The organism is Acinetobacter tjernbergiae DSM 14971 = CIP 107465 (assembly GCF_000374425.1).
In the GTDB taxonomy this organism is placed as follows: Bacteria; Pseudomonadota; Gammaproteobacteria; order Pseudomonadales; family Moraxellaceae; genus Acinetobacter; species Acinetobacter tjernbergiae.
On sequence record NZ_KB894361.1, the window covers coordinates 109,826 to 124,974 of the forward strand.

Annotated in this window: 15 protein-coding genes; 9 read left to right on the top strand and 6 right to left on the bottom strand. The window is 40.3% G+C overall.

Going from position 1 to position 15,149, the window contains the following annotated elements; genetic code table 11:
- Positions 1-4 precede the first annotated feature (4 nt).
- The 7 genes from C502_RS0108575 (at position 5) to C502_RS0108605 (ending at position 7,728) form a co-directional block, all read left to right on the top strand.
- Positions 5-475 (top strand): F0F1 ATP synthase subunit B, encoded by a 471-nt coding sequence (locus C502_RS0108575; protein ID WP_018678426.1) that lies wholly within the window; start codon positions 5-7, stop codon positions 473-475.
- Positions 476-487: 12 nt separating this feature from the next.
- A complete protein-coding gene (locus C502_RS0108580) occupies positions 488-1,024 on the top strand; it encodes a F0F1 ATP synthase subunit delta (RefSeq protein ID WP_018678427.1) in 537 nt (178 codons plus the stop codon).
- Positions 1,025-1,066: 42 nt separating this feature from the next.
- Positions 1,067-2,611: a F0F1 ATP synthase subunit alpha gene (gene atpA / locus C502_RS0108585; protein ID WP_018678428.1), complete on the top strand. Its 1,545-nt coding sequence runs from the start codon at positions 1,067-1,069 to the stop codon at positions 2,609-2,611.
- A 77-nt stretch (positions 2,612-2,688) separates the two neighbouring features.
- Complete coding sequence (gene atpG, locus C502_RS0108590) at positions 2,689-3,558, top strand: F0F1 ATP synthase subunit gamma (protein WP_018678429.1); 870 nt, start codon at positions 2,689-2,691, stop codon at positions 3,556-3,558.
- A gap of 27 nt (positions 3,559-3,585) precedes the next feature.
- A complete protein-coding gene (atpD, locus tag C502_RS0108595; protein ID WP_018678430.1) occupies positions 3,586-4,980 on the top strand; it encodes a F0F1 ATP synthase subunit beta in 1,395 nt (464 codons plus the stop codon).
- A 28-nt stretch (positions 4,981-5,008) separates the two neighbouring features.
- Positions 5,009-5,428, top strand: coding sequence for a F0F1 ATP synthase subunit epsilon (locus C502_RS0108600; protein ID WP_004665198.1), 420 nt, complete (start codon positions 5,009-5,011; stop codon positions 5,426-5,428).
- A gap of 149 nt (positions 5,429-5,577) precedes the next feature.
- Positions 5,578-7,728 (top strand): hypothetical protein, encoded by a 2,151-nt coding sequence (locus C502_RS0108605; RefSeq protein ID WP_018678431.1) that lies wholly within the window; start codon positions 5,578-5,580, stop codon positions 7,726-7,728.
- A gap of 33 nt (positions 7,729-7,761) precedes the next feature.
- Here the strand turns inward: C502_RS0108605 and C502_RS0108610 are convergent, their stop codons facing one another.
- The 4 genes from C502_RS0108610 to C502_RS0108625 all read right to left on the bottom strand — a co-directional run bounded on the left by C502_RS0108610 (position 7,762) and on the right by C502_RS0108625 (position 11,198).
- Positions 7,762-8,352, bottom strand: coding sequence for a hypothetical protein (locus C502_RS0108610; protein WP_023274513.1), 591 nt, complete (start codon positions 8,350-8,352; stop codon positions 7,762-7,764).
- 173 nt (positions 8,353-8,525) lie between these two features.
- Positions 8,526-9,071 (bottom strand): glutathione peroxidase, encoded by a 546-nt coding sequence (locus C502_RS0108615; protein WP_018678433.1) that lies wholly within the window; start codon positions 9,069-9,071, stop codon positions 8,526-8,528.
- A gap of 118 nt (positions 9,072-9,189) precedes the next feature.
- The gene (locus tag C502_RS0108620) at positions 9,190-9,963 is read right to left on the bottom strand and encodes an AraC family transcriptional regulator (protein WP_018678434.1); all 774 of its coding nucleotides are present in this window, start codon (positions 9,961-9,963) and stop codon (positions 9,190-9,192) included.
- Positions 9,964-9,977: 14 nt separating this feature from the next.
- Complete coding sequence (locus C502_RS0108625) at positions 9,978-11,198, bottom strand: MFS transporter (RefSeq protein WP_018678435.1); 1,221 nt, start codon at positions 11,196-11,198, stop codon at positions 9,978-9,980.
- Between the two features lie 127 nt (positions 11,199-11,325).
- Here C502_RS0108625 and C502_RS0108630 point away from each other — a divergent pair, with 127 nt between their 5' ends.
- Both C502_RS0108630 and C502_RS0108635 read left to right on the top strand, forming a co-directional pair.
- Positions 11,326-11,991, top strand: a complete 666-nt coding sequence (locus C502_RS0108630; RefSeq protein WP_018678436.1) for a TetR/AcrR family transcriptional regulator — start codon at positions 11,326-11,328, stop codon at positions 11,989-11,991.
- 103 nt (positions 11,992-12,094) lie between these two features.
- The gene (locus tag C502_RS0108635; protein ID WP_018678437.1) at positions 12,095-13,015 is read left to right on the top strand and encodes a DMT family transporter; all 921 of its coding nucleotides are present in this window, start codon (positions 12,095-12,097) and stop codon (positions 13,013-13,015) included.
- 391 nt (positions 13,016-13,406) lie between these two features.
- Here the strand turns inward: C502_RS0108635 and C502_RS0108640 are convergent, their stop codons facing one another.
- Both C502_RS0108640 and dprA read right to left on the bottom strand, forming a co-directional pair.
- Positions 13,407-13,976 (bottom strand): Sua5/YciO/YrdC/YwlC family protein, encoded by a 570-nt coding sequence (locus C502_RS0108640; protein ID WP_018678438.1) that lies wholly within the window; start codon positions 13,974-13,976, stop codon positions 13,407-13,409.
- A gap of 37 nt (positions 13,977-14,013) precedes the next feature.
- The gene (gene dprA / locus C502_RS0108645; RefSeq protein ID WP_023274511.1) at positions 14,014-15,141 is read right to left on the bottom strand and encodes a DNA-processing protein DprA; all 1,128 of its coding nucleotides are present in this window, start codon (positions 15,139-15,141) and stop codon (positions 14,014-14,016) included.
- Positions 15,142-15,149: the final 8 nt, after the last annotated feature.

Below are 15,149 nucleotides of genomic sequence, written 5' to 3' on the forward strand. Positions count from 1 at the left end.
CGAAATGAATATCAACCTCACATTGATTGGTCAGGCGATATCATTTGCGATCTTTGTCGCATTTTGTATGAAATTCGTTTGGCCACCACTAATCAATGCGATTAGTGAGCGTCAGCGTAAAATTGCTGATGGCTTAAATGCTGCTGAAAAAGCGAAAGCTGACCTTGCTGATGCGCAAGCACAAGTTAAGGCAGAATTAGACGCAGCAAAAGCACAAGCGGCTCAATTGATCGAACAAGCGAACCGTCGTGCAGCACAATTGGTCGAAGAAGCGCGTACCCAAGCATCTGCTGAAGGTGAACGTATTCGTCAACAGGCGAAAGAAACTGTTGATCAAGACATCAATGCTGCTCGCGAAGAATTACGTCAACAAGTTGCTGCTTTGGCAGTTGCTGGCGCAGAAAAAATTCTGAACCAACAAGTTGACGCAGAAGCTCATAATGCCATGCTGACTCAGCTGGCTGCTAAACTATAAGCGAGGCGAAATATGGCTGAACTCTTGACGTTAGCACGCCCGTATGCAAAAGCAGCATTTGCTTTCGCTTCTGAGCAAGGTGCAACTGACAATTGGTCGAATGCGTTACAAGTGCTCAGTGCTGCGGTGCAAGATGAAGCATTTTCCGCTTATTTAAATCGCCCTGAGCTGACTCCTGCGGAGCAGGTAAGTCTTTTTGCGAAAGTTTTAGGTGAAGATCAAACTCAAGCTGTGTCTAATTTCTTGACATTGCTTGCAGACAACGATCGTTTAGTTTTATTGCCTGAAATTGCAGCAGAATATGAGTTACTTAAATCGCAGAACAACAACACATTGGAAGTAGAAATTGAATCTGCTTTTCCAATTGATGCGACACAAGAGCATATTTTAGCTCATGCGCTTGAGAAACGTTTTAACAGAACTGTTCATGTGACTGTTAGCGTTAATCCAGCGTTAATCGCAGGTGTTGTGATTCATGCAGGCGACCAAGTGATAGATGACTCTGCGCTTAACAAGCTTGAAAAAATGCGGACTCGTCTTCTTGCGTAATAGCAATAAGACTGAACTTAAAAAAGATTGAGGAATAGCGCAATGCAACAACTGAATCCATCCGAGATCAGTGCGCTCATTAAACAGCGTATCGGCGATCTGGACACCAGCGCGACCGCGAAGAATGAAGGTACTATCGTCATGGTATCTGACGGTATCGTGCGTATTCACGGTCTTGCGGATGCAATGTACGGTGAAATGATCGAATTCGACGGCGGCTTATTTGGTATGGCACTGAACCTAGAACAGGATTCAGTGGGTGCCGTTGTTTTAGGTAACTACCTAAGCCTGCAAGAAGGTCAAAAAGCTCGTTGTACAGGTCGTGTATTAGAAGTTCCGGTTGGTCCTGAACTTCTTGGCCGTGTCGTAGACGCTTTGGGTAATCCTATTGATGGTAAAGGCCCAATTGATGCGAAATTAACTGATGCTGTTGAAAAAGTAGCACCAGGCGTAATTTGGCGTCAGTCTGTCGACGAACCTGTTCAAACGGGTTATAAATCAGTTGATACCATGATCCCTGTAGGTCGTGGTCAGCGTGAGTTGATTATTGGTGACCGTCAAACTGGTAAAACAGCAATGGCGATCGATGCGATCATCGCTCAGAAAAACTCTGGCATTAAATGTGTATACGTTGCGATTGGTCAAAAACAATCAACAATTGCAAACGTTGTACGTAAGCTAGAAGAAACTGGCGCTATGGCGTATACAACTGTTGTCGCAGCTGCGGCCGCTGATCCTGCAGCAATGCAGTATTTAGCTCCGTACTCTGGTTGTACAATGGGTGAATACTTCCGTGACCGCGGTGAAGATGCGTTAATTATTTATGATGATTTGTCTAAGCAAGCTGTTGCTTACCGTCAAATTTCATTGTTATTACGTCGTCCACCAGGTCGTGAAGCGTATCCAGGTGACGTATTCTATCTTCACTCGCGTCTTCTTGAACGTGCTTCGCGCGTTTCAGCTGATTACGTTGAGAAATTCACTAACGGTGCAGTAACTGGTCAAACAGGTTCTTTAACTGCATTACCGATTATTGAAACTCAAGCGGGTGACGTATCTGCATTCGTACCAACCAACGTAATTTCGATTACTGACGGTCAGATCTTCTTAGAAACATCATTATTCAACGCAGGTATTCGTCCTGCTGTGAACGCGGGTATCTCTGTATCTCGTGTTGGTGGTTCTGCTCAAACTAAGATCATCAAAAAATTGTCTGGTGGTATCCGTACTGCTTTAGCACAATACCGTGAGTTGGCTGCGTTTGCTCAGTTCGCTTCTGATCTTGATGAAGCAACTCGTAAGCAACTTGAGCATGGTCAACGTGTAACTGAGTTAATGAAGCAAAAACAATATGCTCCTTACTCAATTGCTGACCAAGCTGTTTCTGTTTATGCATCTAACGAAGGTTATATGACTGACGTAGAAGTGAAGAAAATCGTAGACTTTGATACTGCGTTAATTTCTTACTTCCGTTCTGAATATGCTGCGTTAATGCAACAGATCGATGAAACTGGTGATTACAACAAAGACATCGAAGCAGCATTCAAAGCAGGTATTGAGAGCTTCAAAGCGACTCAAACTTACTAAGTTAAGCTTTAGTTAAGTTTGGTTCACGGATCAACCTTCGGAAGCTCGAAAGGGCTTTCGAATACTAGGTTAAGCGTATGGCAAATTTAAAAGAAATTCGCGCCAAAGTAGCTAGTATCAAGAGCACGCAAAAGATTACTCGCGCGATGCAAATGGTAGCTGCTTCTAAAATGCGTCGTGCGCAAGAGCGCATGGCTCAGGGCCGTCCGTATGCCGATAATATGCGCCGTGTAATTGCTCATTTGGTCCAAGCAAACCCTGAATATAAACATCGTTATATGGTTGATCGCCCTGTTAAGCGCGTTGGCTATATCGTAGTGTCTTCAGATCGTGGTTTGGCAGGTGGCTTGAACATTAACTTGTTCAAGAAAGTTGTGCAGCATGTCAAAGCACAACAAGAGCAGTCAATTGAAGTTGAATTTGCTTTGATTGGTCAAAAAGCGGTTTCGTTTTTTAAGAGTTACGGCGGTAAAGTACTAGGTGCAACCACTCAATTAGGTGATGCGCCAAGTTTGGAACAGTTAACTGGCTCAGTGCAAATTATGCTTGATGCATTTGATAAGGGCGAATTAGATCGTATCTATCTCGTATCAAATGGCTTCATCAATGCAATGACACAACAGCCTAAAGTAGAACAACTTGTTCCTTTGGCACCAGCAGCCGCAGGTGATGATCTTAACCGTACTTATGGTTGGGATTACCTCTATGAACCAGAAGCAGAAGATTTGTTAAATGGTTTGTTGGTTCGCTATATCGAGTCTATGGTTTATCAAGGTGTGATTGAAAACATCGCCTGTGAGCAATCTGCACGTATGGTCGCTATGAAAGCAGCGACAGATAACGCAGGTGATCTCATCAAGAGCCTACAACTCATTTATAACAAGCTGCGTCAAGCCGCGATTACTCAGGAAATTTCCGAGATCGTTGGCGGTGCCGCTGCCGTTTAACATTATTTTTGAATTGAGGAGACAGCAATGAGTAGCGGTCGTATCATTCAGATCATCGGCGCGGTTATCGACGTCGAGTTTGAACGTAATAGCGTTCCTAAGATCTATGAAGCTCTCCAAGTTGATGGTACTGAAACGACTTTGGAAGTTCAGCAACAGCTTGGTGATGGTGTTGTTCGTACTATCGCGATGGGATCTACTGAAGGTCTTAAACGTGGTCTTAACGTAACTAGCACTGGTGCACCAATCTCTGTTCCTGTAGGTACAGCGACACTTGGTCGTATCATGGACGTTTTGGGTCGCCCGATTGATGAAGCAGGTCCTGTAGCAACTGAAGAGCGTTTGCCGATTCACCGTCAAGCACCTTCTTATGCTGAGCAAGCTGCATCTACTGATCTTTTAGAAACTGGTATTAAAGTCATTGACTTACTTTGCCCGTTTGCGAAAGGTGGTAAAGTTGGTCTATTCGGTGGTGCGGGTGTTGGTAAAACCGTAAACATGATGGAATTGATCAACAACATCGCAAAAGCACACTCAGGTTTATCTGTGTTTGCTGGTGTTGGTGAGCGTACTCGTGAAGGTAATGACTTCTATCACGAAATGAAAGATTCTAACGTTCTTGATAAAGTAGCAATGGTCTACGGTCAGATGAACGAGCCACCGGGTAACCGTTTACGCGTAGCGTTGACTGGTTTGACCATGGCTGAATACTTCCGTGATCAAAAAGACGAAAATGGTAAAGGTCGTGACGTATTATTATTCGTCGACAACATTTACCGTTATACACTTGCAGGTACTGAAGTATCAGCATTGTTAGGTCGTATGCCATCTGCAGTAGGTTACCAACCGACACTTGCAGAAGAAATGGGTGTTCTTCAAGAGCGTATTACGTCGACTAAATCTGGTTCGATCACTTCGATCCAAGCAGTATACGTACCTGCCGATGACTTAACAGATCCATCGCCTGCGACTACATTTGCTCACTTAGATGCAACAGTAGTATTGAGCCGTGACATCGCATCTTCTGGTATTTATCCAGCGATCGATCCACTTGACTCAACTTCACGTCAGTTAGATCCATTGGTTGTTGGTGCTGAGCATTATGAAATTGCACGTTCTGTACAGAACGTATTGCAACGTTATAAAGAGCTTAAAGACATCATCGCAATTTTGGGTATGGATGAGTTAGCAGAAGAAGATAAATTGGTTGTTTACCGTGCGCGTAAAATCCAACGTTTCTTCTCTCAACCATTCCACGTAGCTGAAGTGTTTACTGGTGCTCCTGGTAAATTAGTACCACTTAAAGAAACGATTCGTGGCTTTAAAGGTCTATTAGCTGGTGAATACGATCACATCCCAGAACAAGCGTTCTATATGGTTGGTGGTATTGACGAAGTGATTGCTAAAGCCGAGAAACTTTAATTAGCAACTCTAATTTAAGGAGATTCTCATGGCGACAATGCAATGTGATGTGGTAAGTGTCAAAGAGTCAATTTACTCTGGGCAAGTAACCATGTTAATCGCAAAAGGTGCGGGTGGTGAGCTAGGTATTTTACCAGGGCATGCGCCACTTGTAACTTTACTCCAACCGGGGCCGATCCGTGTTCAGTTGGAAAATGGTACAGAAGAAATCGTGTATGTATCAGGCGGTGTGTTAGAAGTTCAACCTCATGTTGTGACTGTGCTTGCAGATACTGCAATCCGTGCTGACAACTTGGATGAAGCTGCAATTATGGAAGCTCGTAAACAAGCTGAACAATTGTTAGCAAATCAAAAGAGTGATTTGGACTCGGCTGCTGCCCTTGCTGCGCTTGCAGAAACAGCGGCTCAGCTTGAAACCATTCGTAAAATCAAGAATCGTGCAATGTAATTGCTGATTTAAGATTGAGAAAGCCACCGTAAGGTGGCTTTTTTATTCACTAAAAACATAATAAGATGATACTTTAGAGAGGTAGTTTTGTTGTTGATCTAAATTTCTATTCAATAAATAGCGCCTATAAAAATTCGATTAGGAAGCATATGTTAGCAAGCAATATTCTAAAGTTGCGTTTAGATCGCATTGAACAACAAGGGCATCATTTATCAGTTAAAGATCAACTGAAACTTGTGACATTAGCTCAACCAGAATTAACAGCAGGTTTGTATTCTCAGCTATTTCAGGTCACTTTACCTAAAATATGGCATTTTCAACATCATAATGCTGAAGAAATTGCATGTTCATTGCGTTTAATTGAACTGATTGATCGCGTTTTTATTCCTAAATATAAGCAACATGCCCATCGGTTTGCATGGTTTGAACAATGCTTGGTATTCCGTTTGCAATATGCTGACCAAGGCTTAAACCAACAAGATTTATATGACGTCACTTCACATTTAGAGAAATGTAAAGAAAGCCCGCAAAAACTCAGTATCTTGAAACAACTCCATGAGCAATATGATGAAATTGCAATTCAGCTTGCGCTTGCCAAAGCTTATCAAGCATTACAAGATTGGTCGCCTGCCATTGAGATTTATCAGAGGGTAGTTAAACAGCAAGCAACGCAGTTAGAAAATATTGACTATGACTTCATTTATTGTTTATTAAATCGAAATTATTCTTCAAATCAACAAAAAAATAGTGATGTGATTGAAGCTTTGCAACGTTTAGCAGCGTTAGACCCGATTCAGCAACAAGCGAAACATACTCAATTTACACAGTGGGCTGTTTCATTGATGTTACCTGAATCTATGCAATTGAACTCAATGGATACAACAACTCACTTTATTAGCTTACAACGTCGTTTAAAACAGGTCGGCTATTCTTTAAATGATTGGTTAATCGCCAATGATTTTATTATTCCTTACTATAAAAATAGCATCGAAAAAGCACCTAAGCTTTTAAATAATCATGAAATTGTTGTGAATTTAGACCGCCATAAATTAGCCAATACCGCTTTAAAGGCTATTTTAACCAATCGGGATTTAAAATTGGTCAGTGGTGTGAATGCTGCGAATTATAGTCTTGGTTTTATTTGGAATTATCTACAGATTAATCCTTTGGTTTTAGATGCTTTGGTGGCAGCGTCCCAAGCGAGTCCAGATGCATTTTATAATTTAAAACAAATCCCAGCACCAGATTATGATCATGATGCGGCGTTACAACATTTGTCATCTTATTTAGCTAAACAACAAGTCGCTTATAACTTAAGTCAACAAGGTCATACGATTGAATTTGCTGAACATTCACACTTATCGGGCTTTGACCTGATTGTGGATGGAACGCCAATGCAGGTGAAGTGTTCGCTAGATGGTGAAGCAGTTGAGAAATTTGCACAGCAGCATCCACATATTGCCATCATTGTGAATATTGAATTAGCGCATTTACAAGAAAAGTATCCTTCAATTTTTGCAGATTTAGCACTCAGTCATGAGGCTGTACAACGGACGGCACAATTGAGTTTGAAATATCCCGTTGGTGTAGATGGCTATCTGCCGATTCCTTTGATGAATACGGGTTTTGCAGTGTACCGTAACTTTAATCAAGCACAGAGAAAACAAATTCGTCCTTATTCACAGCCTAGTTCAACCATGAAGAATGGTTTGGCGGTTGGTGCTGCAATTGGTGGTGTTGTAACTGGCTCAATTGGTGCGTTTGTGGTGGGGAGTCTTGCAGTTTATCGAACTTGGCGAATACAAAAGATAGAGCAACGTAAACCTTTGCAGCAAAAGCAACAGTTGTTGATGCAGCGTAATCAAATTATGGATCTACTGATTGATTTTGCGGAGTGGTTTAGTCAGAATTTATTACAATATCGTGTTGATATTTATGCGTACCAATTGCGGCAAATTGAAATGAAGCTTATGGGGCGAATTTCTGAAGCGGTTATTTCCACCACTTTATTTGCTTATAAATTCGAAGCCCACCAACGTGCCTATCAGTTGCATATATGGATGCAGAAACAATTGGCGGATGACAATCCGAAGCAAAAAGTACAAGCGGGTTGGGTTGCACTCGCCCAGTCGAATCAATTTATGTCGGTTGAGCTAAAACAGCGAGTTCGTCATATTAATGCCGAACTCGAAAAATATAAACAGATGACTCGATACGGTGTGCAGCTAGAACATCTATCTCGACAACCCCATGATCATATGATGCAGTCAAATCATATTATTCCAAGCATGATTATGTAGATGTGTGATTTAAACGAAATACATTTTATTCAATTAGGTTGTTGAGTTGTCGAGTACTAAACTGGCAATTTTTACCATATCCATTTGGATTGTATTAAATTGTTTTTCGATTTTGTTAAAGTCCAGTTTGCTGAGATCTGTTTGACCATGTAAAAGAGGCATGGTTAATAACTGTTGATTTGCTGAGAGTAGGCTTTGACGGATTTGGTCAACTTCATGACTTTTTAAATTAAGTGAGAGCAAAGTGTCGTGCAGCCCATGTAATTCTTGCTTTAAATCACCCGCAACATTTTGTAATTGATGGGTATTTTTATTTTGAATTGCTTGCTCAAGGCTATTTTGTGATTGCTTTAATAGCACAGCATAATCATCTGTTTCTAGCTGTAACTTTGCGATATCACGAGCGATATTAAGCATATTGCCACTACTCAAATCTTGAGGGTCTTGAAGCGTCATGCTTTCAATATCTATATGGTTTTTAGCAGTAAGTGTGGATTGCTCAAATTCTCTAGTTTGTTCAGAGTATCCATTTTCTTGCAGGGGTTGATTACAGCCAACAAGTGTTAATGCTGTGATCAGTGTCGTTACTGAGAGAATGGCTTTGATAGAAAAGTGTTCCATCATGGCTGAACGGTACCAGATTATGAGAGGAGCGCCACTATAATGAGAAAATGTGAAGAAAAAAGAGATTGTTGCAATTTACCAACATTTTTATGAAAGAAGGTCATGGAAAGTAGGTTTGATTTTTTTCATAGAAAAGAATAGATAAACTATTCTTTTCTATACACTTATAATAATTATTTTGCCAGTTCAGCTTCAATCGCCGTTACGATACGCTCATCATCTGCGGTGATATCAGGGGCAAAGCGTGCCACAATTTCACCATTCTTATTGACTAAGAATTTTTCAAAATTCCACAACACTTCAGGTGGATTGTTTGGTGTTAAACCATAATCAACGAGGTCTTTCCACCAAGGACCTTCGCCAAGACGTTCTGGAATTGCTTGTGTCAGTGTTTGATATAGAGGGTGCTTGTCGTCACCTGCAACAGAGATTTTTGCAAATAAAGGGAAGTGGACGTCATAGTTGAGAGAACAGAATTGTTCGATTTCATCATTTGTCCCTGGTTCTTGTTCTAAGAAGTTATTTGCAGGGAAGCCTAAAATCTCCAAGCCTTGATCTTTTTTCGCTTGGTATAGTTTTTCTAAACCTTCGTACTGTGGTGTTAAACCACATTTTGAGGCAACGTTAACGATAAGTAAGACCTTACCTTGGTATTGATCAAGATCAAGCGCTTGACCTTTGATGTCTTTAACTGGAATGTGATAAACCGATTGGCTCATGGAATATGTCCTAATTTGTTGTTGTGACAAGACTTGTTTGTTTTAACTGCTAATTTATCAGAGTGCAATCCTCTTGATATGAATCCATACAAATTATGAGCAAAAGTGCAGATTACATTTATATCGAGGCATTTTTAAGTTGGATTGGTGTCTGCCCTGTATAGCGTTTGAAAAATTCAATAAAGCTAGAGCTATGGTGATAACCTAAAACGTATGCCAGTTGTTTAATGGTCATCCCTTGACGAATTTGATTGATCGCAAAGATGATTTTGGCTCGATTCCGCCATTCTGATAAAGAAAGTTGTAGTTCGTGTTGGCTGAGTCGAAGTAGATGACGCTCGCTTACGCTAACGTTGAGCAAGATCTGTTGTAAGCTAAGATTAAAGAGTTCTGGATCAGCAAGTTGCGCTAAGATTGGCGCTAAAATTGGATGGGTACTTTGTGGTAAATAATGTGAATAAGCAGGCGCTTGTTTGAGTTGATCAAATAAAACTTGTCGTAAATGTTCAAGATATTCAGGTGACGCATTCTGCTTTTGTTGCGCTAAGATTTGAACAACCAAAGCACGAAAAAATGGCTCAATACTGAAGCAGCGGCACGTATCCCCTAAAAAGTCTCCGTATCTAGGATGTAAGCGAATACAAATATAATGAATTTCATGTGCAACGGGGAGCGATTGGTGTTCAGTCCGTGGAGGTAACCAAAGTCCATAACTGGGTGGTGATAGATAATATTTTCCTTCAATATCAAATTCTAATGTTCCATTAAGACTGAAGTTAAAGTCCCCCCAAAGTGAAGAATGAGGGCTGACAATATCATCTTTTTGGTAGAGAAATTCATGTACTTCTATGCCATTTGAAAGAGGAAATTGTTCAATTATCTCATGCTTCATTTAGGGTTCTCATCTTAGTTCTCGCAAGTCACTTTCGGATTATTCAAGCCTTTGGCTAAAGTGAAAATACTTAGTAAAGCTAAAGCAACAAAGCTAATGACACCATAAATTAAGATATTTTCACTGAAATGGTCAACGACATAACCCCCTAGTAATGAACCCACTGCAATCATGACTTGGAACATACCCACAAATAACGGCATCCCTTTTTCGACTGCATGAGGTGCGTGTACAAACATCCAAATATTTGCAGAAGTTGGGAAGGCCCCAAAAGCAAAGCCCCACAATGCGGTGAGCACAATTGCCCCAAACTGATGAATTGCAAAGATTGGGAAACCAAAGAAAACAATACCAAAACAGACCCCAATAAAGGCAAGAGTATAACGAACATTTAAGTTACTGCTATAACCTGCGAAGGCATTCCCAAAAATACCTGCAATACCGTAGAGCAAGAGTAATGAGCTAATTGTTGTACCATCGAAGCCTGCAATATTTTTAAAGAAAGGGGCTAAGTAGCTATAGGCACAAAAATGTGCAAGACCAATCAGTAAAATGATCAACATACCACTGCGTGCTTTAGGGATTCTAAGTAAAGCAGGAAGATCACTTAAATGAATTGCGGATTCAGGTTTCAGCTTGGGTAAGAAAATAAGTTGTAGTATTAGAACAAGCAGTCCAATTATTGCAGTAATCCCAAATGCACTACGCCAACCATAGAATTCACTTAGCCAAGTACCGATAGGCACTCCTAATACTGTCGCAAAGGTTACCCCTGCCATTACTACCGCTGTTGCTTTAGCAATAGGAAGATGAGCAGGAGCAAGTTTGCCACTTAAAGCAATTGCAGTTGCCCAAAAGCCACCAATCGCAATGCCGAGTACTAAACGACTTAGTAAGAGCAGATTAAAGCTATCTGCAAATGCAGTAATTGTATTTGCAATCACCATGATTGCAGTGAGTAAGATTAAAACGTAGCGTCGATCAAGTTGTTTAACATAAATGGGCAGTAAGGGAGCGGCAATTGCTGCCATAACACCAGGTAAGGTGATGATTAAGCCAGCTGTGCCAACTGAAATGTTTAAATCAGTTGCGACACTGTTGAGTACACCTACAGGAAGGAACTCGCTAGTGACCAGTGCAAAAGCGCCAATCGCAACGGCTAATATTGCATACCAACTTCCTTGTACTTCAGCTGACTCTGTGGATCGTATCTTGGGGGAGATAGAGTTTTTCATAAAAAGTCCTTTATTGTTCATAATATAACAATAAAATTTTGTGTATTAGGTCGTTTTTTATAACGATCGATATGAAATAAAATAGTTGATAAATATTGATGCGTCAATTAATTTAATAATGATCGTTATGAAAATATGTGCAGCATTTATGAAAAATACACACGATTCCATCGCAATACCATGTGGAGACAGGGCTAAAAAGAAGCGTGGTCGTCCTAAATGTTTTAATGAGCAACAAGCTTTAGAAAAGGCAATGTTATTGTTTTGGGAACATGGATATGAGGCGACTTCGATCAGCGATTTAACGCATGCTTTGCAACTGACTGCACCTAGTTTGTATAGTAGCTTTGGTGATAAAACGGGGCTTTTTTATAAATGTATTGATTATTATTTGGCACATGAAGCTTGCCCAATTGAAGCAATTTTTTTAGAGGCGAAAACCGCTAAAGTCGCATTTGAACTATTTCTTTATGACAATGTACAGCGCTTAGCTCAATCTAATAAGCCGACGGGTTGTATGTTGGTTGTTGCAACGATGAGCTGTTCGGATAACGCCCAAATAGTGCAGCATAATATTCTTGAAAAAAGGTTGAAAACTAAGCAAACAATGTTAGATCGCCTGCGACAAGGTGTTGAAAATGGGGATATTAAGATTACGGCTCCATTACAAGAAATAGCGGACTTCTATACAACGGTATTACAAGGGCTGACCATTCAAGCACGTGATGGTGCTAATGTTCAACAACTTCAAAAAGTGGTTGAACATGCGATGCGCAGTTGGGAGTTATTTTAGTTCCGATGTCCTAACTGCGGTATAAATGTCTGAAATACGATATTTTAATTATTTTAGACATCTTTCAGAATATTGCTATCGCGGAAATATTGTGAGAAAGAGAATGGGTCAGTTAAGCAAGTATCAAAAATGGGCATTTATATTGCCTCTGATGGCAGTATTAATTTGGTCGCTGAATATTGCGGTTACTCGTTATGTTGCGGACTATATTTCACCCGTCAGTATTAGTTTTTATCGCTGGTTTGTTGCCTTTCTAATTTTGACGCCTTTTATGTTGCCTAACGTATGGAAACAGCGAGCTTTGATTCGCCCATATATTCCTAAATTAGCAGTTCTTAGCGCTTTTGGAATGGTGTTGTATCAAGGGCTTTCTTATACAGCAGCACATTATACCACTGCAACAAATATGGGTATTGTAAATGCCTTTGTTCCAGTTTTTACCATTTTTATCTCTTATATTATTTTAAAAGATAAGCCAAATCGATTTGCGATTTTTGGCAGTTTCTTATCATTTTTAGGCTTACTTTATGTGATGAGCCAAGGGCATTTCTCTCGCTTATTTGACCAAGGAGGACATTGGGGAGATATGGTGATGGTGATTGCAGTTGGGTTCTATACTTTTTATGGTGTATTTCTCAAAAAATGGCAATTACAACTGCCACTCATGACGAGTTTATATATACAAATCGTCTTTGCATTGTTATATCACGCTCCATTTCTTCTCTGGTTAGGTTTAGATTCGATTAATGCTGAAAACGTTGCAAGTGTTTTATATGCTGGTATTTTTCCATCATTGATTGCACCCTTATTATGGATGATCGCCGTACAGGCAATTGGCCCAAACAGAACCAGCATTGTTATGAATTTGATGCCAGTATTTACTGCGATCATTGCAACTTTTTGGTTATCTGAACATTGGACAATCTATCATACGATCGGTGGAGTGACGATTTTGGTCGGTATTATTTTGGCACAAAAGAAAACGACGAAAACCGCTGTGGCGTTGATTGAAACCTCTTCATGAATATGAAATGATGATGTAGTATTGTGTGAAATAGCGACAAATACATCAAAATATTTATTTAATGTTGATTCCTTCTATATGATTTTCAAATATATTTTGAATATTTATCAAATTAATGATCAAAAAAAAGATCAATAAAAATAGAAATATAATTTTATTGAAATTTTAAAACTGACAAAAATGGTACGCTTTTCACATTTTTTGTTAGAGAAATAATATATTTGTATAAATCAAATGATTGATCCATAATAGCTTTCAGAGTAGCTTGATTGACTTTACAATCAATATTACTCACTAAATTTGCAGACCCTCTGGATGTGATTATACACATCCTTTTTATGCTCAGTTATCCCTATATAACTGAGCTTTTTTTTGTCCGCTATTCACCTAATTAGGCGCGAATGATTTCACCTGTTAATGCGTTTAGAATTCGACTGGGTTCCTGACTAAGCCCTAAATGACCTTCTAAATAATGTAATGATGAACCGAAGTAGCTTTGAGCCGCTTGTAGGTTGTGTGCTGGGTTTAAACCCGCAGGATTGGCACTGGTTGAAACAATAAAACCACCAAAAGCATTACACAGATCAACACATAATGGATGTGTGGTAACGCGTACAGCAACTAATGGATGCTGACCTTTAATCCATGTTGGGATGTGTTGATCTGCGGGGAGCAACCATGTCGTTGCACGTTCGGTTGGTTCACGATCTGACCAACTCGCAATCACTTGCTTGCGTATTTCTGGCGTTAGTGTCTGTAGCAAATGTTCAACGTGTTCTAACTGTCCAGCTAATAGAATGACGCCTTTTTCAATTGGGCGCTGTTTAAGCTCAAGAATCTCTTGAAAAGCATGTTGATTAAAGGGGTCACAACCTAAGCCCCAGACAGCTTCTGTCGGGTAAGCAAGAACCTGCCCTTGTTTTAAAAGTTGAGCTGCTTCAGCAATAGAGGACGTAATCATGAGGCATAGAGCAAATGAGAAGGGAGATGTGACTAGTTTAAAGCATTGGTCGACAACGTAAATAGCATCCCGCTTGTTGCATGCAAAGACCGAGTAATTCAAGTTCCATTAACTGTGCTGTGAGTTCGGAAATGGAAGCCTGATAACGTTGGGCGAGCTGATCTAAGTCTTGACCGACCCAATCTAACAGTTGATATAACGCAATTAAATGCGTTGGAATACTGGAAGGGACAGCCAATGCATCTTCAGGTTGTTTTTGTGCTTGCCATTGTGTAGGTAAAGCTAAGTCTTCAATGATTTGTTCAGGATGATCGACCAAGGTTGCACCTTCACGAATTAACTGGTGGCAGCCTTGATGATGCTCACTATAAATGTGCCCTGGAATAGCAAATACCATTTTTCCTTGATTTGCTGCCTCATTTGCAGTTATGAGTGAGCCACTCTTTAATGCCGCTTCTACAACCACAACACCAAGACTTAAACCACTAACAATACGATTACGACGTGGAAAATGCTGTTGCAAAGGCATTGTCGTCGGGAGGAACTCGGTGACAATAGCACCTGATTGAGTAATCTGTTGTGCAAGTTTTATATTCTGCGAAGGGTAAACCGTATCTAAGCCTGTTCCTGTCACAGCGATTGTTCGATGATTGGCTAAGCCACCACGATGGGCTGCTTCATCAATTCCATGCGCTAAACCACTGCTGATGTAAAATCCTTTTTCACTTAAATAATAAGCAAAATCATAGGCAACCTGTCTCCCATGAGGACTTGGTTTACGACTGCCAACCATGGCAATTTGAGGTTGTAATAATGCTTGAGCCTGACCTTGTCCAAATAAAATTGGAGGGTGATCTGGGTAGTGTAAGAGCTGAGTCGGGTAGCCGATATCTTTGGGCGTTAGAATAAAATCGCTATGCTGACAAATCAATTGAATCAGTTGTTCAAATTTTTGTTGTCCTTGAGCGGTTTGAAATTCTTGTAAACGTTTTAAATGATTGGCATGTAAGCCAAGCTGTGACCATTCTGCCAAATGATGCTTTTGAGTCGCTTGTTCGCAACCGCCAAAGTGTTGTTGAATTTTTTGAAAACTAGAAAGTGAGTGTTGAACCAAGTACCACACCAACACAGTATGATAATGATGGGGCGATAGCTGATTCAACATTTCTAATT